Origin of the sequence: Vagococcus xieshaowenii (genome assembly GCF_004792515.1) — a bacterium.
Classification (GTDB): domain Bacteria; phylum Bacillota; class Bacilli; order Lactobacillales; family Vagococcaceae; genus Vagococcus_A; species Vagococcus_A xieshaowenii.
This window is the reverse complement of the sequence record NZ_CP038865.1, coordinates 1,536,717-1,562,738: the sequence shown is the minus strand read 5'-3', so window position 1 is coordinate 1,562,738 and position 26,022 is coordinate 1,536,717. Positions and strand designations below refer to the sequence as shown.

The window sequence follows — 26,022 nt, the reverse complement described above, 5'->3', positions numbered from 1 at the left end:
CTCCCGCTTCTCGCCTTAGTGATTGTTATTGCTGGGCTAGATAATTCTTTTGATAGGTAACTATCTACATGGAATAAATGGGGGTTCTTTGCGAAAAGAACTCTTTTTTTCTGCCATTTTCTCTAAAAAATATTATTAAGAGGTGAATGACCATAGCTAAAGATATGATGGTGAACGACGGCATTCGTGCACGTGAGTTACGTTTAATTTCTCAAGATGGTGATCAATTAGGAGTAAAAACAAAAGCAGAGGCCTTAGCAATCGCTGAAGCTGCTAACTTAGATGTTGTGCTTGTGTCCCCTAATGCTAAACCGCCAGTTGCTCGTATCATGGATCACGGTAAATACCGTTTTGAGCAACAAAAGAAAGCCCGCGAAGCTCGCAAAAAACAAAAAGTAGTGAATGTTAAGGAAGTTAGATTGAGTCCTACGATTGAAGATAATGACTTTAATACGAAGCTACGTCAAGCACGTAAGTTTCTTGAAAGTGGAGATAAAGTTAAAGCATCTATCCGTTTTAGAGGTCGTGCCATTACGCATAAGCAAATTGGTCAGGACGTCTTAACACGCTTTGCAGAAGAAGCTAAAGATATTGCCGATATCGAAGTTAAACCTAAGATGGAAGGCCGTAGCATGTTTCTAATGCTGGCACCAAAAAACGAGAAGTAAGAATAGATTTTGAGGAGGAAATACCAATGCCAAAAATGAAAACTCACCGCGGATTAGCGAAACGTGTTAAACGTACAGGTGGTGGCGGATTGAAACGCTTCCGTGCATTTACAAGTCACCGTTTCCACGGAAAAACTAAAAAACAACGTCGTCAATTACGTCGTCCAAGTATGGTATCAAAAGGCGATTTCAAACGTATTCGTCAACAATTAACTTACTTGAAAAAATAGTAATCAGTAGAAAAGTACAGAAAACAGAATTGAAAACCCGAGGAGGAATTTTACATGGCACGTGTTAAAGGTGGTTACACAACCCGTCAACGTCGTAAAAAAGTGCTTAAGTTAGCTAAAGGCTACTATGGCTCAAAACATACATTATACAAAACAGCAAAAGAACAAGTGATGAAATCTTACAGCTACGCTTACAGAGATCGTCGTCAGAAAAAACGTGATTTCCGTAAATTATGGATCGCACGTATCAACGCTGCAGCTCGCATGAATGGCTTAAGCTACAGCAAAATGATGCACGGTTTGAAATTAGCTGAGGTTGACATCAACCGTAAAATGTTAGCTGAATTAGCTGTTAACGATGCTGCTGCATTTACTGCATTAGCTGATACTGCTAAAGACGCTTTAGCTAAATAATTAAAATATCGTTGATTTATCAACGTTTTAGGCTCTTCTCTTAATGAGAGGAGCCTTTTTGAATACCCTTTTGAATACCCCTTGACTCATTTTTCATAAAATTAGCAAAAGTATTGGCCGTTTCCGCCTTCACTTCTTGCGTTAAATGAGTGTAGATATTCAATGTTGTTTTAATATTTGAGTGACCTAATCTAACTTGTACTTCTTTGATAGAGACACCAGCTTCAAACAGTAAAGAACAATGTGTGTGCCTAAATCCATGAACGGTGATTCTCTTAAAATCATCATGGCCATTCTTCTTTAAGTGTCGGTAAATGGTTTGTATCCATTCGGTAGGGATGTTAGGTTGTAGCAAGTCATTTGTTACACCAGGGAATACTAATTGAGATAGAGAGAGCGTATTAGATATTCTATTCAGTACGCTTTGCTGCTCTTGTCTCCATTTCTTCAAAAAGAATAGGGTATCATCATCCAAAGTGATTTTACGGATACTATTCTTAGTTTTAGGTGTATTAATCATTAGACGGCCTTTTTCGCCTACTGCTAACGTTTTGACTATAGATAGTTGTTTCTCCTTGAAATCAATATCAGACCAGTTGAGAGCCAACGCCTCGCCCTTACGAATACCCGTAAAGGCTAAAAGATGAAAGAATAGGTAACGATCAGTAGAAAAGTTTTCTTTTACAAAGTCTAGAAAGAAAAGAAGTTCTTCCCTGGAAAAGAAGTTCTCTGTTTCTTCTTCATCTGAAAATGTTTCTTGTGGTTTAGGCATGGTAATTTGGTCCATTGGGTTATCTTTTAATACCCTTGTCTGTAAGCCATATTTAAACACTAGGCTTGCGTAATGGATAAAACGTCTATACCTATTAGGCTTGTTAAGGGCCCAGTTATTGGCTATTTTTTGACAAATAGACATATTAATAGAGTTAACTCTCATATCTTTGAATGATGGTAGTATATGATGCTTAAATTCTGATGCGGTGGTTGCCCAGGTACTTTCTTTTACTGTCTGTTTGTATTGGTCAAACCACAAGGCATAAAGCTCTTGATACGTTAAATTAGTAACTTGCTTTAAACCTTCTTCTTCAATTTCTAACTCCAGTCTAGCTAATGCTAGCTTTGCTTCTTTTTGGGTTTTAAACCCTCTTCTTGTAGTTCTCTTCTTTTTTCCAGTTAATGGGTCCACACCAACATACATATTAAACATATATGCTGCTTCACCATTACTTTTTGTGTATTTCTTAATTGTAGCCATTTGTTTTCCTCCTTAATCTTTGCATAGGGCAAGCTAAGGGTTAAGGGGGGATATTTGCTAATCTAATGATAAATCATCAGATATTTTTAGTATTTCTTTTCTAGCGTTTGATAATATTTCTAGTGCTTTTATATAAGCATCAATATTTAAATCATCATATACTAATTCTGTTTTATTTATCCTACCATGAATGATTTTTAAATCATTATTTCCGGATGTTTTATTAGATAGTTCTTTTTTGGGGTCTACATATTTTTCATTCAGCTCATCCTTCAATTTAGATAGTTGTAAAGCAGTATTATCAAGAATAGCTCTATCAGTATTTCCGTTTCCTAGTAAATTATTAACAGCCTGATCAATTACGTTTAGAGAATCGTTAACATCACCTATAACATGATTAAACTTTTTCATACGTTCAATTTCTTCTTTAATTTCTTCTCTATTTAGATTAGTACGTTCTTCCAAAAGTTCCCATCCATAAGGATCATCAGTGTTTCCTTGTAAGTATTCTGTTCTAACGCTTAAAACTTCGGAAATTTTTTCCCACATAGCATCATCTGGTGTTCTGCTTCCATTTTCATAGTAACTAACTGACTGTTGTGTAATACCAAGTAAATTAGCTAGTTCTTTTTGGCTTATCTTTCTTAATTGTCTAGCCTCTTTTATCTTATTCACTGATAGTTTTTCCCCTTTCGTTTTCTTATATTCTAACAGTATATAAAAATAAAAACAACATTGTTGTTGACAAGCACAACAGCGTTGTATTATTATGTGTTTAACAACAGCGTTGTAGGAGGTGAAAATATGAAAGCAAACCAAGAAATCAGAGATTTAATTTTTACTAATCGTTTACGTAATTGGGAGGTAGCTCAAGAAGTGGGTATTACTGATAGCCGTTTTAGTGTGTGGTTACGCACACCGCTAAATGATGAACGTAAAGAACGTGTTTTAAAAGCTATTAAAACGTTGAGTGAAAAACGTTGAGTGAAAGGGTGAATCAAATGCAATTACTATCTAGTGAGGTAGAACAAGCGCTAATTAATGAATTATCTACTAAGGTTTTTCAAACGATTGAACAAATGGTGAAGGATAGTGATCCTATTCCTGAGGTTATGAATAAAGTGGAATTAGGAAAATTTCTTAACATGGCTAACAACACTTTAGACAAATATTTAATCCAGGAAATTCCTTTTATTAGAGTAGGAACTTCAAAAAGATATATTAAGTCGGAAGTTATCGAATTTCTTAAATCAAAACAAGAAACTATTTTATAAGCATAGGGCAAGCTAAGGGATAGAACTTTTAGGAGGTATGAAGATTGGAGAAAATAAGAAAAATTAGATTTTTAATGTTGTTACTTAGTTGTTTTTTGTTAGGTGGTTTAGTTCAACATCTCAATGGCAAAATATTCATTATATTGGCTATTATATTGCCGCTAATGTGTGTTTTAGAGTATGACGAACAAAAGTATCAGATGAGAAAAGGAGGGTTCTAAAATGGCTTATAAGACCGTCAAGGGGCAAGGAATAGAAAAGATAGTAATAGAGGTTAGCAAGTTGAGCGGCTTCATGAATGAGCTATCAAGCAATATTTATAAGCTAGTTGATAAACACAAAGCGGATGTATTGGCTGCAATTATTGACGAAATGGAGTATGACCTGGTGAATGAATCAGAAGTACATACTTTGAAGATACAAAAAAACGCTTAGAGAATTGCAGTTCTCACAAGCGTTGGGATAGAGTTTTCTTCTAAACTATCTGTCCCTATTTTAACACAAACATATATTAATTAGAAATGGGGAATATTATGAAATTTAATGAAACAGTGTTAGATATTGATAAGTTAACTACGGATGCTGCTTATCTTGAATCAGCTTTAAATGGATTGGATGCCTTCATATATGATCGTTTTAGTGATAAGAAGGTTACACAAGGAGATATAAGCGCCTTATCAGGTATGTTGGTCGCTATTAGATTGTTGGCAAAAAAACATGCTGAAGAGATAGCAGAATATAGTATGAAGCATTAATTAAGGTTGGTGAAACAAAATGATATACAAAAATATTGTTAGAACTAACAATCCTATGGAGATGCTGCCCTTTGAACGTGATTTTGATTTCTTTAAATCATACTATCCTCAAGAATTTACATATCCCAGAAATAGTGAAGAGAAAGACAAAATAAAACAATTTCAAATGTATATCTTAATTGCAGGGGAAATGGTGCCTAATAGTACACGTTCAAATGATAATGTACTATCACGATCATTGTTATTTATTGATTTGGATGATGTTAATGAAACGGAAACAGAATTTCTTCAGAAAATAAGTAATAAATTGTCAAAAGTTAACTACTGTTTATATCCGACATTGTCACATATAACCAACGAAAAAATACGCTATAGATTGGTATTAGAATTAGATAGGAGTGTTAATCGTTTAGAATATGAAACCTTATTATTAGGAATTTCTTCAGATTTAGGAATTGATTTTGATGTTGATGAATCTAATAAGGTTTGGAGTCAGGGACAAGGAGCCCCAGTTTTTACAGAAAAATCAAAGAATAGTCCTATTTTCTATCAAGAAAAAGAAAAACCGGTGCCTGTAGATAATTTCTTGAAAAAAATTAAAGAATCATCAATTTACAAGAAAAACAAAAGAAACCAGGCAAGTTATAAGGGATTTGATAATTACCAATATACAGGGGAAAAGTATACGGGAAAGTTGCTTAATAAGATAGCTGAAGGTGTAACAGAAGGAGACAGAAATATTTGGTTCACAAGTCTATTAGGGTCCTTCTTTAATCAGGGCGTAACGGCAGAAAATGCTTATAAATTGGCAACGGTTATCAATGAAAATTTTTTAGATTTTCCTTTAGAAGACAAAGAATTAATCACTATTTTTAAAAGCATTATGGCAAGAGAATTAAGAAAGAGGGGTGGTGAGATTGACAAGCCAATTACCTAGCGAAATTTTAAACGATCCAATGTTTAATGCTTTAAATGAAAGTCAACCACAAAAGAAAAATATTGTTCCAGTTACAATGGCCGAGTTAGAACGGTTATTAAAACAAGAAGGTGATATCTGGAGAGAAGAACACGCAAAATATAATGAAAAAACAGGAGAAACAAAAATTATTCCAGTATCGCCAAGGGCTGTAGCTAACTTATTAAGACGCTACGTAGATTTTGCAGTTATAACGGATGATAACCCAGAAAATGCTCCATTGTGTGCTTATGACTTAGATGAGGGTATCTATAAGCGTGGCGAACGGTTCATAGGTAAGCTAATTTTAGCGATAGAACCAACAACTAATAAAGCTGGACGAGCAAATATTTTAGGGTGGTTAGAGATAGAATCGCAAGAAAAAGAACCCACAAGGGACCCGAATTTAATCGTAATGAATAATGGAATTTTTAATAGGAAAACCATGAGCTTAATGCCTTTTAGTCCTAGGTATGTATTTCTTAGTAAGGTGGCGGTTAATTATAACCCATTAGCCCAGGAACCGTTGTTTGAAGATTGGAGTTTCTCAACGTGGTTAGAAGAATTAGCCGACGGTGACCAACAAAAATTAGAATTGTTTTGGCGCATCATCTATGCAAGTTTAAATGGGAATCATATTTCTAATAAGGTTATTTTTCTCATCTCAACCATAGGGAAAAGCGGAAAGGGAACCCTTCAAATGTTGCTTAGAAACCTAGTAGGTGCAAAAAATACGGTGGCTTTAAGGTTGGAAGAAATAGAAAAACGTTGGGCGGTTTATACGGCTTACGGTAAAAGTCTAATCATTGGGGATGATAACAACCCAAAAAGTTTTATCGAAAAGAACGAAAATTTGAAATCAATCGCAACGGGGGACATCTTACAGGCAGAAGGAAAGGGGAAAGATCCCTTCACTACTGTTATAACCGCTCAAATTATTCAATCGTTTAACGGTTTCCCGAAAATTAATAGTTTTGATGACGGGTTAAAACATAGGTTAATAGTAGTACCATTTAATCATAGCTACCAGGGAAAAGAAAATAAGCGAGTTAAAGAAGAATATATAAACGATAGCCGCTTACTTGAATGGATAGCATTAAAAACGGTACATATGGTTGAGACGGAACTATACAACACGAAAGATGGGCTTGAATCATTGCAGGAGTTCGAAGAGGACAATAACAATATATTAAGGTTTTATAATACCTTTTTCCCTGATTTTACTAGCGAAAGAATTCCAATTAAATTCTTGTTTGAGTTGTTCCAGGCTTGGAACAGAGAAGAAAATAATCCGCAGAATATGAAACAAAATTCATTCACAAAAGAGTTAAGACCAATAGCAGAAAAAGATTCTTGGAACTATTCGTTAAAAAATCTTGCAACGTTGGATTTATTTTATGATGAAGATATGAGAAAGATTGATGCGTTTCATGTTGATGAATATTTTGTAAATGATCCTAAAAAATATCAAGCTATATTGTGGAGGGAAGGAAAAACCGACAATTAATTACAAAACCGACATAAAACCGACAACATAAAAGTGTTTGTCGGTTCCTGTAAAGCTTGTTCTGACAACCTTTATGGATGTTCAACCGACAAACCGATATTTTATATTGAATTTATTAATGAATTAAATATATATATATTAATAAATATATAAAGGATACGCTTGTTTTTTATCGGTTATATCGGTTTGTCGGTTTTTTGTTTAAGATTGCCTTTATATCAATGCTTTTATTAACCGACATAAAACCGACCAATAGATATAAACCGACAGTTTGAAACAAAATAATAAAAGTACCTACATACCTACAAAGTAGCTACAAACTACAATTTAATGAAATTCTATTAAATCAAGGTTTGCGCTGTAGTGGTTATGTAGCTTTGTAGGTGTGAAAGGCAGAGTGTCAGAACAATCATAAAAAAGAGAGAGTGAAATATATGAGTGATTATACTTTTAGAATTGATCAAACGGTAAAAGATTATAGAAAAAATAATCAAATAGAACGAGAAAAATTCTTTGATTTAAGGAAAGCGGCAGCGTTACAAGATTTAGTAGATTTAAGCCGTTCAAAAATGATTTATGCAATGACAAAAGATGAATATGACAGTATTTTGAAAGGACTATCTGAAGAAGAAAAAAATTTGAATGGTGTGCTAGAAAAGTTTGAGGATAACTTTCAAATAAAAATCTACGATATACAAGAGGCGAAGATATTTGAAGCAACGTATTTAAAAATTTATGGATACGATAAATCTGAAGCAGATGTATAACCAGGTATGCAATACAAAACAATTAAAAGAAAGTAGGCAGCATGATGAAAACTCAAATTAAAATTATTCGTTCAATTGAAGTTAGAGAATTAGAAAATGAAGTAAATAAATGGATACAGAACTTTAGTGTAAACGTTAGATCAATTGATATTAAAGTACCAGATGAAAACAATGCTATGTACATGGCAGTTATTTTATATAGTTAGGAGAAATGAAAAATGGATAAAGACAAATTATATGTAGATTCTAAGGGGAAAATCATCAATATTGAGCCGCCAAAGTATGGAGAGGTAAAACTAATCATCCAAAACGGTAGAGTTGTTAGAAGTGAAATAACAACGTCTGAACAGTATAAGTAATATCTGACCAGAAAACTGGAGGATATAAGAGCATTATTCTAAAGCGGATAAGTGTTTCTTGTATCCTTTTTTATTGGAGAGGGGGGAGTGGGATGGAATCAGAGTATGATCTGATGAATTATTTAGAGATAGATTCTATCATAGAGCAGCTTCATAAGAAGAAAGATAGAGTGGCCACAGAAATGAATTTGAAATCTTTTCACACAAGAGTTGTATTTGATGGTCTCTCAGTTCATGTTTACGCTCCTAAAATAGATAAGCTTGTAAATGAAAAAATTGAAGTGGGTTTAGTCATTGACTCACTAATAGAGCGGTGTAACTTTAGAAAAAAGCATTTTAATCGCTACTGTGAAGAGTTATTACCTGAAGAACTCAAACAATTGATGAGTGAGTCAAACGCTAAGATGGCCCAATATCCATTGGTATCTGAAGAGTATTGGGTGTGGTTCATTAATGAGGTTGGATTAATTGCTAAGAAGTATAATGATCATCCGCTGGTGTGGAACTTTTTAAATAGTGTGGTGGATTTTCAAAATGATAATTATAAGCAGGTGGTGAATGATGGATGAAAGACTCAACAAGTAAAAAGAAACAGTATCTCAAACGATATAGAATATACATGCAACGAATTGATAAGTTGAAAGAAAAAATGCAAGAGCTGGACGTTCAAATGCAAGGTTTAAGTAGCCAACAAATCACCGACATGCCTAGAGGTGGTCAAGGGGCAACGTTAGATGATTTACTTACTAAAAAAGAAGTGCTTCAGCACCGTCTATTAAATTTAAATGAAATAGCTATTCAAACTAAGTATGAAATAATAGACTGTATTGATTTGGTGGATGATAACAGATATGTAGAAGTGCTTGAAGCATATTTTGTTGAGGGGTTATCTTTTGAAGACATTGCAGAAGACAAAAGTTATTCCGTTAGACACATAGGGTATCTATATTCTAAAGGTTTAGAAGTTTTGAAAATAGATGTGGATTAAAACATTTAACATAAAGAAGTTTGAAATCCACTTAAGGGAGGTGGTTAGATATATGAATTTTTCGCACCACCATTAATAAATATTAAGAAAGAAGGAAAATAGAAATGAAAACATTAAACGAAATCGAAACACTATTATCAGAAAAATTGGCGGAAAATCAAGCAGAAATTAAAGAGTTTACCGACAATATTCTGAAGGCAGAACAAACCATTGAACAAGCAAACAAGGCGTTACTTGAAGCAGAAGAAGCTGCAGACGTTGATCAATACAACAAGGCTAAAAATGATATTTGGAGCGCCCAACACGCTAAAGAGTTATATCAAAAGAAACTAGACGAAGCTAAAAGCAAACGATTAGTTTCTAAAGAAGAGTATGAAGCAATCACACAAGCTATTTTAAAGATTGCTAATGATGATAACCAAAGCCAATTAGAAGAAGCTAGCGAGCTGATAGCAGACATTAAGACGATTGCCATTCAATCCTCTAATATGTTTAAACAAGCATCAAACTTATTAAGCACGTTACAAAGCCAAGTATTTAAAACTGATGGTATAGAAAAGAAAGCAAACGGAGGAATCCTTGTAACGTTATTACCGACTGTAAATTTAAAATATACGGTAAATGACTTCTATCAATCAAGAGTTAAAGGCTCTCCACTTTCTCAAATGGTTGGGGAAGAAAATGAAAAAAAACGTAATATTAGTTGGTATTAATAAAATTAAAGGAGAATGAATCATGGAAAAAGAAAATATATTACCTTCAAAAGACGGGTACATTGATACAAAAGGAATGGAAGAAAGAATTAAGGAGAAAGATAAACAGAAAGCGGAAGAGTTTGAAAACTATCTTCAAGCTATGAGCGAAAAGGAAGAAAAGCAACGCCAGGAACTACAAGAACTATTTTATAAAGCAATCCTATCCGACAAAGAGGACGCAGAAAAAAAGAAAGAAAAGGAATTAGAACAGGCTAAAGAACAAGCCAATAAAGAACTAGATGAGAAGTACGAAGGCAAGGGCGTTAAGTCTGAAACCACAAAGAAAAAAGATGCTGCCTATCGGAATTTATTAGGTAACTTATAAAGAAAGCGAGTGTAAATAAATGAGTTTAAGTGAAATGGAAAAAAGAATTCAAGAAAAAAATAAAAAACGTTCGGAACGTTTTGAATCATTTTTAAAACAATCTATTGAACAAAAAGAACAAGAACAATCAGAGCTTAATAGATTGTTGGATAAAGTTATGAAGGCGGAAATGGAAGAAGCAGAAAAGCAACGCCTTGATGATATTGAAAAAGAAAAGACTAAAGCAATTACAAAAGTAACCGAGGACATCAACCAAAAGTACAAAGAAAAAGGGTATAAAACTGCCGAACAAATAGCCGAAGAAAATGACTATAGAGAAATGCTAAAAAGGTTAAACGGTAGATAGATGAAAGAGTTTAAGCCAGGTGATAGGGTTGTAAGCCTGTTAAGTGGTTACTATTTAGGTGTACCAGGCGTTATTGTTGGTAGGAGTCAAGTACAATATGGTAATAGAATTAGATACATAGTTGACCTTGATTGTGGCCAAAGAATTTATTTAGACTCAAAAAATATTGAACCACTTGAAAAGTATAGACGATAACCAACGGCTATGACATCAAGGGAGAAGGGAACGCCTAACGAAATCTAGTTAGGTGTTTTCTTTTTGAAAAAAATAAATAAAAAAAATAAATAAAAAAAATAAATTAATAATAAAATTTTTTAAAAGAAAAATGTTACTGGAGAATATTTTGTCTATGTTGATTCTCAAAAAAACTTTTGTTGGAAGTTGGGCGCAAAAAAAAGAAGGGGGGAGGGGACCCCCTCCGCTCTTCTCTCGGGCTTCATGCCGTTTACTGTACATTTTTTCTCGCGCGACGTTGTGATCGCTTAAAACCATTATAAATTAATGCAGCTTAATATGCAAAATATAGTAAAAGGGTGGCCGAAAAATCGGCAAGCTATAGGGCGGTATAAAATTATGCTAGCCTATAGGACAACACAAAAGTGTGGCGTCATAGCATAGACAATAACTAATTTAGGGGTGTGAATACTGTTCATAACCTAGACTAAGAATTGCTTAGTGAAGAGTTCAAGATGTATAAAAAAATTAGTTTTTTTATTGCTTTATTTTATAAATTATGATAAAAGCTATATAAAATTAAAGAGATATTTGATACTATTAAGCTATCAAATAAAAATAGGGAGAGAAAACCATGAATGGCTACGGTAAAATATTAAAAAAAAATGAAAACAGTGTATTTCATACAAAGTTATTGTTAGTCGATGATTTGAGCAAGACAGGAACATACCCTATTATTATGAATTCTGAGTATAAAGAAGGTTATACTCAGGTGATTATTAATTCGTATTTAATGTTAAAGATAGCAGAAAGAATGTTGATAGATGGGTGGACACTTGGAAAAGTAGAAGTTGATGATCCTTCTGTAGATCAAAATACTAGGATAGAGATTAATAATTTAGTGGAAAAGATAAAAGAATCACCTCTTTATTTTAGCGAATTAGAAAGTTACTTGGAATGGGCTTTAGATGAAGGTTCTATTTTTATAGATAAAATAATTATGGGGAAAAAATCTGAAGAAGGTTTTTTGTCATTTGAATTGACTTCGAGTGGATTGCAAAGAGGGAAGCAGAAAGAATTAGTTTTTAATAAGTATATTAAAAATGTTGTTGAGGTTTTCTTAAATGGAAGATAAATTACAGCATCCGATTTTTAAAGCAATTATGACAGGAGTCTTTGTAACTATTTCATATTTAATAAGTAATAACTTCTTAATAACTAAACATTTCCTTGTTCTTTCAGACCCTAAGTGGCACGTAACTGTTAGTGTTTCAATTTACAGTGGTTTGCTGAATGCTTTGTTCTTGTACTTGTTATCATTAAGAACAACAATTCGAGTAGATATCACTGATAAAAAAGATGAATCATATAATATCCTTGTAGATGAAACACCTCGAAGTGTAGTGGTCAAAGTAAAAGTATTAGGTAACAAAGAAGGGATAAAAGAAAAAGTGACAATAAAATTTCCTGAGTGGATAGACTCTATGGTAAAGGCGGATCCATCAATAAAACAAGTTGGTAATTCTCAGAGTGAATATTGTATAACAATAAATGAAGAAGAGATTAGTTTTACATTTGATATTGGAATTAAGCCTATGTATGATACTGCTGGGAGAAAGAATGATATAAGTTCTGAAATAACAGGAAATATATTTAGATATTGCAAAAAAAAGAAGAATTTAGTTGTACAATATAAAAAATGAGGTGACAGTGTATTGTTTAGTAAATATATTGATAATTCTAAGAATACTGTAGATGAATATTTGAGTATGAATGAAATATTAGAAAATATTTTAAGTTATAATGAGTGGCTTGAAATTGATACAGACCCACAGACTAACCAACCTTTGAGATATGAAGTTGAAAAAGTATTTGATGAAAATAGAGTTGTCAGCATAAAAGGTACAGATTTTCAGTTTAATTATATTAAGTATTCATACGATAGTCTTTTATCAGGTCAAGAAACCAATCCCATTGCTACTGAAAGATTAAAAACGACGCATGGTGGCTTTGTAATATATACAGATGGATTAAGAACTCAATATTTAATGGATAAAGCTAGAGGTCCTCAATCATTAAGAGTCTTACGAAAAGTGAACAATTCTGATAAAAATAAAATTATTGAAGCTGAGAGCTTTAATATTAATGAAGAGTTTTTTATTTGGTTGCTTTCAAGGTTTATGAATGACAACAAGGTTTTAGATGATAATAACGATCTAACTATTAGTAGAATAATTGGGTTTAAAGGTGAAGGAAATCCAAATGAAAAAGAGGCGGTATTATCTGGTTCAGGAAATGAAGTAATGAATTTGATAAGTTCGATTTCATTCTTAATCGAGATGCAATCAATGACAGAGATTGAAGTAAGAGTTGTAATCGAAGATGAAACTTATGAAATAAGATATTTTTCTAGAAATTCTCAAATAGATATTATGGTAGAAAACTATTCAGGCCAGTTTATGCTAGATGTTAGAGAAGAAAAAGTATCTAAAATTTTATTGAAAGCTTTTATAGAAATAATTCCTAGTATGATGAATTCATTTAATGAAGATGTTGAGAATGGTGAATGGACTAACAATAGTAAACGTGATTTTACTCTAGCATTAGTAGATTCAGTAAGAAATAAACTTGATTCGATGTATGGATTAGAAAATGAGTAATAGATGTAAAAGTCAATGAATAAAAAGCTTTGCCCTATGCAATTTAAAAATGAATACCCCTTTGAATACCCTTTAAAGATATTCGTTAAAACGATATAAAAATAAGTTGGGTGAGAATACTGGTTTAAAGCCGTTTTAAAACAGTATAGATACTTATAAAATCAACCAATTAGGCTGATACTGCTAAAGACGCTTTAGCTAAATAATTAAAATATCGTTGATTTATCAACATTTTAGGCTCTTCTCTTAATGAGAGGAGCCTTTTTTTATTCCATTATTCCATTAGTGAGATGAATAAATTAAGAGAAATCGTTTTCTCTATAGGTTTTTTGGTTTATAATAGTAGTTAGAGAATCTATAATTGGAGTGTGTAAAATGACAAATTATCAAGATGTATATCAACAATGGTTAGCTTTTGATGGATTAGAAAGCTCATTAAAAATAGAATTAAGCGAAATGATGAACGATGAAGTAACGATTAAAGAAGCGTTCTATGCGCCTTTAGAATTTGGAACAGCAGGAATGCGTGGGATTTTAGGCGCAGGAATTAATCGCATGAACATCTACACAGTGCGTCAAGCAACGGCAGGTTTGGCCCAGTTAATTAAAGATAAGGGTGAACAAGCGATGTCACGCGGTGTGGTGATTGCCTATGATTCACGTCATCAATCACCAGAATTCGCTCTTGAAGCCGCACGTGTACTGGCTAAACAAGGGATTAAAGCGTATGTTTTTGAAGCGCTACGTCCAACGCCAGAATTATCATTTGGTGTCCGTGAATTAAATGCTATTGCCGGTATCATGATTACTGCCAGCCACAATCCAAAAGAATACAATGGTTACAAAGTATACGGGGAAGATGGTGGTCAAATGCCACCACATGATGCCAATACGGTGATTCACTATATTCGCAAAATTGACAACCCTTTAACCGTTGGAGTAGCTGATAAAAATGATTCATTAATTGAAATGATTGGATCAGAAATTGATGAACGTTATTTAGCTGAAATGAAGGCTGTTACAATTGATCATGAATTAATTAGCCGCATGTCTGAAGAATTACAAATTGTTTACACACCGCTACATGGAACAGGGAAAATGTTGGTTGAACGAGGACTAGCACAAGCTGGCTTTGACCGTGTGGAGATAGTTCCAGAACAAGCAGAGCCAGATGCAGATTTTTCAACAGTAGTCTCTCCAAATCCTGAAGAATATTCAGCGTTTGAAAAAGCGATTGAATTAGCTGAGCGTGTGGGGGCGGATGTCTTAATGGCTACAGATCCTGATGCAGACCGAGTCGGTGCAGCGGTACGTTTAGCAAATGGTGAGTATCAAATTTTAACAGGTAATCAACTAGGCGTATTAATGTTAGATTACATCTTAAATGCTTTGCAAGAAGAAGGAACGTTACCCACAAATGGTGTGGCACTAAAATCAATCGTTTCAACAGAAATGGCACGTGCTGTTGCACAGGATTATGGTATTGAAATGGTAGATGTATTAACTGGGTTTAAATTTATTGCTGAAAAAATTCAACAATATGAAGATGACAAGACCAAGACATTCTTATTCGGTTTTGAAGAAAGCTATGGCTATTTAGTTAAAGATTTTGCACGTGATAAAGATGCAGTTCAAGCAGTTGTATTATTAGCAGAAGTTGCTGCTTATTACAAAGAAAAAGGTATGACCTTACATGACGGTTTGATGAATTTATATACTAAGTATGGGACTTATTTAGAAGAAACGATTTCTGTTACCATGCCTGGTGTAGAAGGTGTGGAAAAAATCAAAAACTTGATGAAATCTGTTCGTGAATTAGGAATGGAAGGATTCGGTGGCATTGGTGTAACCGTGACAGAAGATTTCTTAACTGGAACACGTACACACTTAGATGGTAAAGTAGAAGAAATGCTTTATCCAAGTTCTGATGTCTTGAAATATTTCTTAGTAGATGGTAGCTGGGTAGCAATTCGTCCATCAGGAACAGAACCAAAGATTAAATTCTATATTGCTGCTAAGGCAGGTAATCATGAAGAAGCATCAGAAAAAATCGCAAAAATTAAAGAAACCATTGCGGAACTACAAAAATAATTAATGTTAGCAACTGTCTAAATAAAAAGGAAGTGAGCGCTATGTTTAATGAATCGACAGCGCATTCTTTAGAAGAGTGGATTCCTAAAGTGAGTCAACTCTATAAATTATTAGGTGATACAACAAGACTAACAATTTTGACCTTACTATTAGAATCAGAATTAAATGTCTCAGAAATTTGTAGCCAACTAAAAATGGAGCAATCAGCGGTCTCTCATCAACTACGTGTGTTAAGACGACATCATATTGTGAGCAATAGACGTGAAGGTAAAACAATCTACTATTCATTAGATGATCAGCATGTACGGGATATTTTAGTTAAAACATTTACACATGTGGCGCACCTACCAGAAGATTAAATTAAAAACTCGCAAAAATGATCGTCATAATTTTTGCGAGTTTTTTATAGGATAAAAAGAGAAAATCTTTATTGAATCAATACTTCATGCTATACTAGAAAAGATTAAAATTTTATCGACCTGATGAAAAAAATAAAGGAAAAGGTGCTTGTCCAATGTAACTATACAATAGTTTATAATGGAAGTTAGATAAAATAAGTACGTGTATAGAAGGAGCAATAATAATGGAAGAACAATTAAAACAAGCGGTTGACGCACGTCGCACGTTTGCAATTATTTCCCATCCGGATGCGGGTAAAACAACGATTACAGAGCAATTACTATTATTTGGTGGTGCGATTCGTAATGCCGGAACTGTTAAGGGTAAAAAAACAGGAAACTTTGCAAAATCTGACTGGATGGAAATTGAAAAACAACGTGGTATCTCAGTTACAAGTTCGGTAATGCAGTTTGATTTTGACGGTAAACGTGTGAATATCTTAGATACACCCGGACATGAGGACTTCTCTGAAGATACATATCGTACGTTAATGGCAGTAGATGCTGCAGTGATGGTTGTCGATACAGCTAAAGGGATCGAAGCCCAAACAAAGAAATTATTCCAAGTTTGTCGTATGCGCGGTATTCCAATTTTCACCTTTATGAATAAATTAGACCGTGATGGACGTGAACCATTAGACTTATTAGAAGAATTAGAAGAAGTCTTAGAAATTGATTCTTACCCAATGAACTGGCCAATTGGGATGGGAAAAGGGTTAGAAGGAATTTATGATTTATTCCATAACCGTATTGAGTTATATCATCCAGAAAAATATGACGGAGAACGTTTTATTCCATTGAATGAAGCGGGAGAAATTGAAGGCGAGCATGCATTAGCTAAAGACAGCATTTATTCACAGGTGCTAGAAGAAGTTGAGTTAGTGAGAGAAGCCGGCAATGAATTTGATGAAGCAGCCATCGCAGCAGGGGAATTAACACCGGTATTCTTTGGTTCAGCTCTAACAAACTTTGGGGTAGAAACTTTCTTAGAAACATTCTTACAATTTGCTCCAGAACCTTCTGAGCATAAAACACAAGAAGGTGAAGAAATAAGTCCTTATGAAGAAGATTTCTCAGGATTTGTCTTTAAAATCCAAGCAAATATGAACCCAGCCCATCGTGACCGTATTGCCTTTGTACGTATTTGTTCAGGTGAATTCGAACGTGGAATGGACGTATTCTTAGAACGAACAGGTAAGAAAATTAAATTAGCCAATGTCACTCAGTTTATGGCGGATACTCGTGAAAACGTCGAAAATGCGGTAGCTGGTGATATTATTGGTCTGTATGATACGGGAAATTACCAAATTGGGGATACGATTTATACAGGTAAATTAAAAGTGGCTTATGAAGAGTTACCTCAATTTACGCCAGAAATGTTTATGAAAGTAACAGCTAAAAATGTCTTGAAACAAAAATCATTCCATAAAGGGATGGAACAATTGGTTCAAGAAGGAGCCATCCAAATGTATAAGACTTATCATACAAACGATTATATTATCGGTGCAGTAGGTCAACTACAGTTTGAAGTGTTCCAACATCGTATGCTAAATGAATACAATACAGAAGTGATCATGACACCAATGGGTAAAAAGACAGCACGCTGGATTGACCCAGAAGTCCTTGATGAAAAAATGAGCTCAAGTCGTAATATCTTAGTACGCGACCGCTTTGATCAACCACTCTTCTTATTCGAAAATGAATTTGCAATGCGTTGGTTTAATGATAAGTATCCTGATGTAGAATTAAAAGCTTTATTATAAACATAATCAATAAAAGATGTCTTTTTTAAGAGGCATCTTTTATTTTTTGTTATAAATTCACAAAAGGTAGATTTTTAAATCTGTTTTGTTTTATAATAGGTATATTAATTAAAGGGCATAAAATGAACTGTTGGGAAGTTACCATGGGAATGGTATCATCATGACTGATAGAAAGGATGGGAATACGATTAAACAAAAGCAGAAAAAAATTATTAAAATATTGGGAACCATTACTGTACTATTAACGGTGGTAGCTGCAAGCTTGTATACATACAATTTGAAAAAAGAAGCTGCAGAATATCAGACGACGTCACCTAGTCGTTTATTAGATGATTCAAGTGTTGTCTCACAAAGTACGTCAACAAAAGAAGAGATTGATCAACGTGATATGCAAGATGTTAAGCAAGAGAAAAAAGCTCAGACGAAGAAGGACGTTCATCCTTGGAATGAGCCTTCCGAGGCTAGCTATCCAATTATTAAAGATCCATCAAAATTATCCGTAGAAGTTTCGATTCCTAATCAAAGAGTCTACATCAAAGAAAATGGTGAGACGGTTTACACGATGATTTGTTCAACTGGAGATAGTAAAGCAGGTACACCAACTCCTACAGGTGATTTTGTCATTGAACCTGAAAGAGGAGATAAATTTTATTGGCAAGAAGACGATGACTGGGCGTATAATTGGGTTTCTTTTTCTGGTCATGGCGTCTATTTGTTCCATAGCGTGCTGATGTGGAATGAACACGAGGTGGAGGAAAAAGAAGCGGTTAAATTAGGTCAGGAAGCCTCTCATGGATGTATTAGGTTACCTTTACCAGATTCTAAGTGGTTTTATGACACCATAACAACAGGTACATCGGTTACGATTAGTTAATTTATTAAGAGATCTAAAACATTTTTTATTAAATGGATTGATTTTTGCAGAAAACCTTACAAAAAGTAAGCATATGTTTAGACTTATTTTTTGTAAGGTGTTAAGATGAATTTAAGTTGTTGTTGGACAACAATTCTAGACGTTTTAAAAATAGTAAAAACAAAATTTAAGGAGTGTATAGATCATGACAAAAAAAATTGGTATTTTAGTAGGTAGTTTAAGAGAAGGTTCATTTAATCGTATCGTAGCAAATAAATTTGTAGAGTTATTACCAGAAGGCTATGAAGCGAAATTCATTGAAATCGGTGATGTAGAATTCTTTAATGAAGATATCGATACACCAGAAAAAACACCTGCTTCATGGACACGTTTACGTGAAGACATTCAATCTGTAGATGGTGTATTCTTCTTTACCCCAGAATACAATCGTTCAGTTCCAGCAGCATTAAAAAATGCTTTAGACGTGGGTTCTCGTCCATATGGTCAAAATAGTTGGGCTAAAAAACCTGCTTTAGTTGTGAGTGTGTCAATGGGAGCAATTGCTGGATTTGGTGCTAACCATCATTTACGTCAAACGTTAGCATTCTTAGATATGCCAACGTTACAACAACCAGAAGCTTATATTGGTTCAGTACATGAATTAATTGACGAAGAAGGTAATATTAACGAAGGAACAACAGGATTCTTTAAAACAATTGTGGATGCTTATCTTGAGTTCTTCAATAAATTAGTTTAATATTATTTGTTACGAATTAAGAAAGAGGAAGTGAGGATTACTCACTTCTTCTTTTTTTCTATTAGTCAATAGGAGAAGTGCATTAAATATTTTAATACTAGGTGTAATTTTAATTAATTTGTAAACGTTTGCAATAGGTGTTAATTTTAAGTTGTTATTAGCGCGAATAACAACGATGTTTATTAATAACTATTGTTAAGGGAGAAGGGTTATGGATCAGTATATAATGGATAAGAGGATAAAGCATCCTGTGTTAAGTGGTATAGTGTCAGTTGCTATAGTGTTATTAGTTGCTTCAGCAGGTTGGGTAATTTGGTCAAATATTTGGCAAGCGCTTATTTTAGCGTTTGGTGGAGAACAAATTTCTGTTTTATCTGATGAAACACAGGCACATTTTTTAAAGGAATCAGTTGAAGGTACCTTCTTTTGGTTCATCATTTCACCTTGGGTTTGGTTCACGTTAAATTTAGGTAACTATGGAAAAAATAAACCGACGACTAAGCAACCTATTGCAGGATTACGTTATTTTTTTATTGCAATGATGGTAGGTATGATAGGGCTAGTAGTATTTGTTGGATTAATGGGAATCTGGTGGGAGCCATTTAATTGGCAAGTTTTATTACGACCAGAAAGTGAAAGCCAAGCGTTATTAGCAATTAAAGGCTGGGGAGCACTTAATTTCTTTACCTTGTCTGTTATTTTAGCTCAAATTCCATTGGTGAGCTTATTTGAAAAGTATCCTTTTAGTAAGTATACAAATGATCCTTGGGCTATTTCATTTGGGACGCTATTTTTAGGTTTGTTTTTGGCATTATTTAATTGGATTATTTTTATTTTACCAAGTTTTATTACACTTCAAACAGAAGGTCAATCTATAACAGGGGTACCCTTTGATGGATGGTCGACAGCCATTGCTTGGTGTCAGTTGTTTATTTTCTTCTTTTTATTACCTGCTGAAGGAATGGCCGGTTACCCACAAAAATTCATTACTAGTAAGCAACCGTGGTCAGGGATAATTGGTTTAATCATAGCCATTGTTCTGTCATTACTATCATTACGAGTACTAAGAACACTCTTAACACCATTAGCTGAATCTGAAGGCTTGGCACCGGATATTGTGGTTGCTTCTTTTGCTTTGACAATTATCAATGTATTACTAACATGGCATCATCATTTTGATGATTTCCCTAGTCAAACGTTGATTACGTCTAAATTAGGGAGAAATCTTACACAGCTTGCGATTGTATTGATTATTGGTTCGCTATTAGGCATATTGTGGATTAAGACATTACATATTTGGCCATTTGGTGGCAATGATTTAGGTTTAGGTCATCCAATGTTAGGGATATTAGGTGGTCAATTTGTGTACATGATGCCAATGTTATACATGAATACATTTTTTGATAAGTGGCCAGTTACTAAAAGAATGATAAAATAATACTTAAAATGAATAAATCATTAAAAGAGGTTATCACACATGCTTTTTGTGGTAACCTCTTTTAAGTTGACCTAAGATAAAATTATCGTTAAACTTTAACTAAGTACATAAAAGGAGGATATTATATGTTATTAGAAGAAACGATTTTGAAAGAAGCACAAGCTTTATATGATGAAATGGTAGCTAATCGTCATCATTTACACGAACATCCAGAAACTGGTATGGACTTAGAACAGACGGTAGCATACGTTGCGAAGAAACTTTCTGAAATAGGATATGATAATATCCAACATGTCGGACAAGCAGGATTAACTGTGACGGTGGGAACGGGTGAAGGAAAAGTCATGCTATTACGTGGTGATATGGATGCCTTACCGATTAATGAAGAATCGGGTGTAGCTTATACGTCAAAAGTTCCAGGTAAAATGCATGCCTGTGGTCACGATATGCATACAACTATGATGTTAGCTGCTGCAAAAATCCTTAAAAAATATGAACAAGATATTCCAGGTACAGTTAAATTGATGTTCCAACCTGGTGAAGAAATTATGAAAGGTTCAAAAGATATGATTGAGCATGGGGTATTAGAAAATCCTAAACCTGATGCGGCAGTAATGCTACATGTTTTTCCAGGAAATCCCGTTGATGTTGGAACAGTAGGTGTAATGAATTCTGGTAAAGCAATGGCATCAGTTGATTGGTTCACCATCAATATTAAAGGTCGTGGTGGACATGGGTCAATGCCATATTTAGCGATTGATCCATTAGTACCAATGGCAGCAATTCAGAATGCCTTACATACATTGCAGTCACGTGAATTGCCGCCTCATGCAGTAGTTTCTGTAACAGTAGGTGATATTAAAGGGTGTGAGACCGCTAACGTTATTCCAGATGAAATCTCTATGAAAGGGACTATTCGAACATATGATGAAGACCATCGTGCCTTAATTAAAAAAAGAATGATTGAATTATCAGAAAATATCGCCAAAGCCTTTCGTTGTGAGGCAGAAGTTTCGTTCCCAGCCGGCGCTCCTTATTTTGAATCTAATGCTGAATTGGTGGAACATATTGCACAGTCTTTACCAAATTATCTTGGCAAAGATAAATTTATGCCTCCAATGAATCCAGAGATTCCTGTGATGGGATCAGAAGACTTTGCGTTAATTTCACACCAAGTACCAAGTACATCACTAATGTTAATGACACGAGATTCAAGAGAGCATCCTGCTTATAACTTGCATCATCCCAAATTGATTATGGATGATGAAGCAATGCCTTACGGAGCGGCTGCTTATGTAGGGACAGCATTGAGTTGGTTAGAAGTAAATAAATAATGATTGTCATTTGACACTACATTTTTTTGATGATATAGTGAAATGGATTCATGAGACAATTGAATAATTTTTGTGGAATAGTAGAGGCATCCTCTTGATTCAGAGAGAAAATCATTAGCTGAGAGATTTTTATCAAAGACCCCTTGAACCTACCCGTATGAATAGGTTTCGCTACCTTTATCAGCGACTAAAGACGTAAAGTGAAGCATACTTTAAAGCAAGGTGGTACCGCCATATTTGGTCCTTGCATTAAAGTATGCTTTTTTGTATAAAAAATAAAAAAGTGAGGCACAATAATGGGAAAACAAGAATTTGTAAAAGAAATTACTAGTCGCGATGTCGACTTTGCACAGTGGTATACCGATGTTGTCGTAAAAGGCGAATTAGCTGCTTATTCAGGCGTAAAAGGAAGTATGATTTTACGTCCAACAGCAGCCGCTATTTGGGAGAATATCCGTACTGAATTTAATAAGCATTTGAAACGCTTAGATCACGAAAATGTGATGATGCCGTTATTAATTCCAGAAAGTTTACTATTAAAAGAAGCAGAACACGTTGAAGGATTCGCACCTGAAGTTGCTTGGGTAACGGAAGGTGGTAATAACAAATTAGCTGAAAGGTTAGCAATTCGTCCAACTTCGGAAGTGTTATTTGCGGAACACTTCCGTGACATTATTAAATCATACCGTGATTTACCTGTTCTTTATAACCAATGGGCCAATGTGGTACGTTGGGAAAAAACAACTCGTCCATTCTTAAGAACAACAGAATTCCACTGGCAAGAAGGTCATACTTGTCATGAAACTTTCGAAGAAGCAGATGTAGAAGCACGTCAAATGTTAACTGTTTATCGTGACATGGTTCGTGATTTGCTAGCAATTCCAGTTGTATCAGGAATTAAAACACAAAGTGAAAAATTCGCTGGTGCTTATGAAACCTATACAAATGAAACCTTAATGTATGATGGTAAAGCCTTACAATTAGCAACGTCTCACCACTTAGGGGATAATTTTGCTAAAGCGGCTGAAATTAAATATTTAGATAGAGAAGGAAAAGAACAATATGTTCAACAAACTTCATGGGGCATTACAACTCGTTCAATCGGTGCGATGATCATGGTTCATAGTGATGATCGTGGCTTGGTATTACCTCCACGTGTTGCACCAACTCAAATTATGATTGTACCAGTTATGCAACATAAAGAAGGTGTATTAGAAGCAGCTAATGAACTGAAAGCACAATTAAAAGCTGATTTCAAAGTTAAGTTAGACGATTCAGATAAAAAACCAGGTTGGAAATTTAATGAATGTGAAATGAAAGGTATTCCAGTTCGTATTGAATTAGGACCTCGTGATATCGAAAATAAAGTCGTAACAGTTTGTCGTCGTGATACATTAGAAAAATCAACGTTACCATTAGACGACAACTTAAACGAAAACTTAAAGGCGTTATTAGATGAAATTCATGAAAACTTATATGAAACAGCTAAAGCACGTCAAGAAGAAAAAACACGACGTGCGTCAACTAAAGAAGAGTTTATCGAAATGATTAAAGAAGGTGGCTTTGTTATTGCACCATACTCAGGTTCTGAACAAGTTGAAGATGAAATCAAAGAATTAACTGGTGCAACCCCTCGTTGTATTGCGTTTGAACATATTGATATGGATTTAACAGATGTTAAAGACATTTGGAATGGTGAAGAGGCTAAACTAATGGTTCATTGGGCACGTGCTTATTAATCTTCACATAAAATTCACACTCTTATCTTTTTTGTGAAGATAAGAGTATTTTTTTCATAAAAAAATCTATTATCGGTCACCTTGTTATCGCTATTATCGTTTATGATATAAGTCAGACTGTATTAGAGGAGGCGCTACATGATATCAGTTGAGGGCTTACATGCATTAAAAAAAATAGAATTGATTCAGTCGATTTTGCTATGTTTACTAGGGCTTTTTTTCTTCTTCCCTGTGATTAATAATCCTGAACAAGCATGTTTGATTGTGGGGATCTATTTTCTTGTTTTGGGATTGATTGCAATAGGTCGTGGAAAGAAATATAATCGTGATGAAAATGTTTTTCAGGTAACGGTGACTGGAGGCAGTATTTTTTTAGTTTTTTCCATCATAATATTTTTTCTTTCACAAGTTGCACCAACATTGGTTTCTATTGTTTTAGGCTCATTTATTATCGTCTGTGTTATTTATAGAGGGTTCTTTTATATAGAACTGCTAAAATTAGAAAATCAGATTTTCTATAATCTTGTATTTGCTAGTTTAGGAATTATCTTTTTATTTCTTCCTGTTGATTTCTTTAGTATAATAAAAATTTTCTTTAGTGTAACGATGATAACAATGGGGATTAGTAATTATTTTTTTGTAATTGGTCAGATAAGAGAAAAAATCCAAGAAAATTAATTCTTGGATTTTTTTATTTTATTTTAAAACTAATTTTGCTACTACTTCAGCACGAGCTGTTTGTGGGAACATATCAACAGATTGTAAGTAGTCGACATTATATTTTTTGGTTAGGTAGACAAGATCACGTGCTAGCGTAGATGGATTACAAGAAACATACACAAGTTTTTTACTTGGGTATTTAAGTAGTGTATCGATTAGTTTTTTATCTAAGCCTGTTCTTGGAGGGTCAACAATAATACCATCTGGTCGGAATCCTTTTTCTAACCATTTGGGGATTAATTCTTCTGCCGTACCCGCTTCGTAGTAGGTAATTGTTACCCCTAATCGTTTAGCGTTTTCTTTAGCATCTTCGATAGCACTTGGGATGGTATCCATACCACGCACTTCACCTACCAACTTGGCTATACTTAGACCAATCGTTCCAACGCCACAATAAGCATCAATGATTTTATCCCCAGATTGCGCATCTAATGCTTTCCTTGCTTCATCATATAAGACGGCTGTTTGCTCAGGGTTTAATTGGAAGAAGGCACGAGGTGATAGGTTGAAGTGCACATCTTCAAGTTGTTCTGCAATACTTTCTTTCCCCCATAAATGAAGGGTTTCATCTCCCATGATGACCGAACTTTTAGTAGGTTGTACGTTTTGCATAATAGAGACTAATTGTGGGAATTCGTGTCTTAATTCGTTAATCATTTGATTTTTTTGTGGTAACTTAGGGCTATGTGTAATGAATACAAGTTGTGTTTCGCCAGTTTTTAGCCCCGTTCTAATCATCAATGTTTTAACGATACCGCTATTACGACGTTCGTCATAGATAGGCACATTATATTTTTCTAATACACGCACAGCCCCATTTAAGATATCCATGGTAATAGGTTGCTGAACAACGCAATCATCAATGCCTACTAGACGATGAGAGTTAGGTTGATAAAGACCAGCTATTACCCCATTTTCATCTTTTCTAATCTGAAATTGGAGTTTATTACGGTATTGCCAAGGGTTAGACATTCCAATGGCTGGACGCATTTTATAATGTTGATAGCCTATTGGTTTGTGTTTAGCCAGTGATTGTTTGACAACATCGTTTTTGAAGACAAGTTGCGCTTCGTAAGCTAAATGTTGTAACTGGCAACCGCCACATTCTTCGTAGACGGCACATCTAGGTTGAACACGTTGTGCGGAGGCTTTGTTTACTTTATTTAGCTCTGCTTCTGCAAATTTTGGCGCGACAGTTGAGATAGTGGCTGTCACTGTTTCATCAGGTAAAGCACCTGGAATGAAAACAATTGTTTTTTTGAAGTAGCCAATCCCTTCACCATTAATGCCAAGTCGCTTAATCGGTAACGTTATTTTTTGACCGACTTTTAAATTATGTTGTATTTTCATGTTCATCGTTCCTTTTTTAGGTAGTCACTTGATTTTAGCATAAAATGAAGATTAACGATAGGAACAAGAAGGTCATCTGTGTTAGAAAATTATAATGGTTGAAAGCTGCATTACAACATTATAAAATTGGTATGATCAGACAAGTAT

32 protein-coding genes and 1 other annotated feature (1 of these 33 cut by a window edge) are annotated in these 26,022 nt (G+C 34.3%); of the genes, 29 read left to right on the top strand and 3 right to left on the bottom strand.

Annotation, left to right across the window (positions count from 1 at the left end; translation table 11 throughout):
* Positions 1–117: a sequence feature (ribosomal protein L20 leader region), on the top strand (it extends 15 nt beyond the left edge of the window).
* Positions 118–146: 29 nt separating this feature from the next.
* The 3 genes from infC to rplT are packed head-to-tail and all read left to right on the top strand — an operon-like array spanning position 147 to position 1,312.
* Complete coding sequence (infC, locus tag E4Z98_RS07540; protein WP_135254454.1) at positions 147–668, top strand: translation initiation factor IF-3; 522 nt, start codon at positions 147–149, stop codon at positions 666–668.
* 26 nt (positions 669–694) lie between these two features.
* Positions 695–898 (top strand): 50S ribosomal protein L35, encoded by a 204-nt coding sequence (rpmI, locus tag E4Z98_RS07535; protein ID WP_135254455.1) that lies wholly within the window; start codon positions 695–697, stop codon positions 896–898.
* A 54-nt stretch (positions 899–952) separates the two neighbouring features.
* The gene (gene rplT / locus E4Z98_RS07530; protein WP_135254456.1) at positions 953–1,312 is read left to right on the top strand and encodes a 50S ribosomal protein L20; all 360 of its coding nucleotides are present in this window, start codon (positions 953–955) and stop codon (positions 1,310–1,312) included.
* Positions 1,313–1,352: 40 nt separating this feature from the next.
* On the opposite strand, the gene E4Z98_RS07525 is transcribed toward rplT, so the two are convergent.
* Together E4Z98_RS07525 and E4Z98_RS07520 are read right to left on the bottom strand one after the other, a co-directional pair.
* Complete coding sequence (locus E4Z98_RS07525) at positions 1,353–2,567, bottom strand: site-specific integrase (RefSeq protein WP_135254457.1); 1,215 nt, start codon at positions 2,565–2,567, stop codon at positions 1,353–1,355.
* Between the two features lie 57 nt (positions 2,568–2,624).
* The gene (locus E4Z98_RS07520; protein ID WP_135254458.1) at positions 2,625–3,242 is read right to left on the bottom strand and encodes a helix-turn-helix domain-containing protein; all 618 of its coding nucleotides are present in this window, start codon (positions 3,240–3,242) and stop codon (positions 2,625–2,627) included.
* Positions 3,243–3,371: 129 nt separating this feature from the next.
* Between E4Z98_RS07520 and E4Z98_RS07515 the strand changes: the two genes are divergently transcribed.
* The 26 genes from E4Z98_RS07515 (at position 3,372) to E4Z98_RS07395 (ending at position 24,483) form a co-directional block, all read left to right on the top strand.
* The gene (locus E4Z98_RS07515; RefSeq protein WP_135254459.1) at positions 3,372–3,551 is read left to right on the top strand and encodes a hypothetical protein; all 180 of its coding nucleotides are present in this window, start codon (positions 3,372–3,374) and stop codon (positions 3,549–3,551) included.
* Between the two features lie 8 nt (positions 3,552–3,559).
* Positions 3,560–3,841 carry a helix-turn-helix domain-containing protein gene (locus E4Z98_RS07510; protein ID WP_167790912.1) on the top strand — a complete coding sequence of 94 codons (282 nt, stop codon included), beginning with the start codon at positions 3,560–3,562 and terminating at the stop codon, positions 3,839–3,841.
* 222 nt (positions 3,842–4,063) lie between these two features.
* Positions 4,064–4,276 (top strand): hypothetical protein, encoded by a 213-nt coding sequence (locus tag E4Z98_RS07505; RefSeq protein WP_135254461.1) that lies wholly within the window; start codon positions 4,064–4,066, stop codon positions 4,274–4,276.
* 98 nt (positions 4,277–4,374) lie between these two features.
* On the top strand, positions 4,375–4,596 hold the full coding sequence (locus E4Z98_RS07500; protein ID WP_135254462.1) for a hypothetical protein: 222 nt from the start codon (positions 4,375–4,377) through the stop codon (positions 4,594–4,596).
* 19 nt (positions 4,597–4,615) lie between these two features.
* Positions 4,616–5,533 carry a primase alpha helix C-terminal domain-containing protein gene (locus E4Z98_RS07495; protein ID WP_135254463.1) on the top strand — a complete coding sequence of 306 codons (918 nt, stop codon included), beginning with the start codon at positions 4,616–4,618 and terminating at the stop codon, positions 5,531–5,533.
* Positions 5,514–7,058, top strand: coding sequence for a DNA primase family protein (locus E4Z98_RS07490; protein ID WP_135254464.1), 1,545 nt, complete (start codon positions 5,514–5,516; stop codon positions 7,056–7,058). Before E4Z98_RS07495 ends, E4Z98_RS07490 begins: the two co-directional genes overlap by 20 nt.
* Before the next feature lie 434 nt (positions 7,059–7,492).
* Positions 7,493–7,825, top strand: coding sequence for a hypothetical protein (locus E4Z98_RS07485; RefSeq protein ID WP_135254465.1), 333 nt, complete (start codon positions 7,493–7,495; stop codon positions 7,823–7,825).
* A 41-nt stretch (positions 7,826–7,866) separates the two neighbouring features.
* On the top strand, positions 7,867–8,031 hold the full coding sequence (locus tag E4Z98_RS10060) for a hypothetical protein (protein ID WP_167790913.1): 165 nt from the start codon (positions 7,867–7,869) through the stop codon (positions 8,029–8,031).
* Between the two features lie 12 nt (positions 8,032–8,043).
* Positions 8,044–8,184, top strand: coding sequence for a DUF2292 domain-containing protein (locus E4Z98_RS07480; protein WP_135254466.1), 141 nt, complete (start codon positions 8,044–8,046; stop codon positions 8,182–8,184).
* Between the two features lie 92 nt (positions 8,185–8,276).
* Positions 8,277–8,753 carry a hypothetical protein gene (locus E4Z98_RS07475; RefSeq protein ID WP_135254467.1) on the top strand — a complete coding sequence of 159 codons (477 nt, stop codon included), beginning with the start codon at positions 8,277–8,279 and terminating at the stop codon, positions 8,751–8,753.
* A complete protein-coding gene (locus E4Z98_RS07470) occupies positions 8,750–9,172 on the top strand; it encodes a hypothetical protein (protein WP_135254468.1) in 423 nt (140 codons plus the stop codon). Before E4Z98_RS07475 ends, E4Z98_RS07470 begins: the two co-directional genes overlap by 4 nt.
* A gap of 104 nt (positions 9,173–9,276) precedes the next feature.
* Positions 9,277–9,885: a hypothetical protein gene (locus E4Z98_RS07465; RefSeq protein WP_135254469.1), complete on the top strand. Its 609-nt coding sequence runs from the start codon at positions 9,277–9,279 to the stop codon at positions 9,883–9,885.
* 22 nt (positions 9,886–9,907) lie between these two features.
* Positions 9,908–10,252 carry a hypothetical protein gene (locus E4Z98_RS07460; protein WP_135254470.1) on the top strand — a complete coding sequence of 115 codons (345 nt, stop codon included), beginning with the start codon at positions 9,908–9,910 and terminating at the stop codon, positions 10,250–10,252.
* Positions 10,253–10,286: 34 nt separating this feature from the next.
* Positions 10,287–10,598: a hypothetical protein gene (locus E4Z98_RS07455; RefSeq protein ID WP_135254471.1), complete on the top strand. Its 312-nt coding sequence runs from the start codon at positions 10,287–10,289 to the stop codon at positions 10,596–10,598.
* Positions 10,599–11,406: 808 nt separating this feature from the next.
* Positions 11,407–11,907, top strand: coding sequence for a hypothetical protein (locus E4Z98_RS07450; protein WP_135254472.1), 501 nt, complete (start codon positions 11,407–11,409; stop codon positions 11,905–11,907).
* Positions 11,897–12,475 (top strand): hypothetical protein, encoded by a 579-nt coding sequence (locus E4Z98_RS07445; RefSeq protein ID WP_135254473.1) that lies wholly within the window; start codon positions 11,897–11,899, stop codon positions 12,473–12,475. Before E4Z98_RS07450 ends, E4Z98_RS07445 begins: the two co-directional genes overlap by 11 nt.
* A 12-nt stretch (positions 12,476–12,487) precedes the next feature.
* Positions 12,488–13,432 (top strand): hypothetical protein, encoded by a 945-nt coding sequence (locus tag E4Z98_RS07440; protein ID WP_167790915.1) that lies wholly within the window; start codon positions 12,488–12,490, stop codon positions 13,430–13,432.
* A gap of 375 nt (positions 13,433–13,807) precedes the next feature.
* A complete protein-coding gene (locus tag E4Z98_RS07435) occupies positions 13,808–15,523 on the top strand; it encodes a phospho-sugar mutase (protein WP_135254474.1) in 1,716 nt (571 codons plus the stop codon).
* 41 nt (positions 15,524–15,564) lie between these two features.
* A complete protein-coding gene (locus E4Z98_RS07430) occupies positions 15,565–15,882 on the top strand; it encodes an ArsR/SmtB family transcription factor (protein WP_135254475.1) in 318 nt (105 codons plus the stop codon).
* Between the two features lie 224 nt (positions 15,883–16,106).
* Positions 16,107–17,684: a peptide chain release factor 3 gene (locus tag E4Z98_RS07425; protein WP_425330212.1), complete on the top strand. Its 1,578-nt coding sequence runs from the start codon at positions 16,107–16,109 to the stop codon at positions 17,682–17,684.
* Positions 17,685–17,844: 160 nt separating this feature from the next.
* A complete protein-coding gene (locus tag E4Z98_RS07420; RefSeq protein WP_135254477.1) occupies positions 17,845–18,558 on the top strand; it encodes a L,D-transpeptidase in 714 nt (237 codons plus the stop codon).
* Positions 18,559–18,742: 184 nt separating this feature from the next.
* Complete coding sequence (locus E4Z98_RS07415) at positions 18,743–19,294, top strand: NADPH-dependent FMN reductase (RefSeq protein WP_135254478.1); 552 nt, start codon at positions 18,743–18,745, stop codon at positions 19,292–19,294.
* 211 nt (positions 19,295–19,505) lie between these two features.
* Positions 19,506–20,732 carry a hypothetical protein gene (locus E4Z98_RS07410; protein ID WP_135254479.1) on the top strand — a complete coding sequence of 409 codons (1,227 nt, stop codon included), beginning with the start codon at positions 19,506–19,508 and terminating at the stop codon, positions 20,730–20,732.
* 125 nt (positions 20,733–20,857) lie between these two features.
* Positions 20,858–22,066: a M20 metallopeptidase family protein gene (locus E4Z98_RS07405; protein ID WP_135254480.1), complete on the top strand. Its 1,209-nt coding sequence runs from the start codon at positions 20,858–20,860 to the stop codon at positions 22,064–22,066.
* A gap of 296 nt (positions 22,067–22,362) precedes the next feature.
* On the top strand, positions 22,363–23,805 hold the full coding sequence (gene proS / locus E4Z98_RS07400; protein WP_135254481.1) for a proline--tRNA ligase: 1,443 nt from the start codon (positions 22,363–22,365) through the stop codon (positions 23,803–23,805).
* A gap of 138 nt (positions 23,806–23,943) precedes the next feature.
* On the top strand, positions 23,944–24,483 hold the full coding sequence (locus tag E4Z98_RS07395; RefSeq protein WP_135254482.1) for a hypothetical protein: 540 nt from the start codon (positions 23,944–23,946) through the stop codon (positions 24,481–24,483).
* Between the two features lie 18 nt (positions 24,484–24,501).
* Here the strand turns inward: E4Z98_RS07395 and rlmD are convergent, their stop codons facing one another.
* Positions 24,502–25,875 (bottom strand): 23S rRNA (uracil(1939)-C(5))-methyltransferase RlmD, encoded by a 1,374-nt coding sequence (gene rlmD, locus E4Z98_RS07390; protein ID WP_135961182.1) that lies wholly within the window; start codon positions 25,873–25,875, stop codon positions 24,502–24,504.
* Positions 25,876–26,022 lie beyond the last annotated feature (147 nt).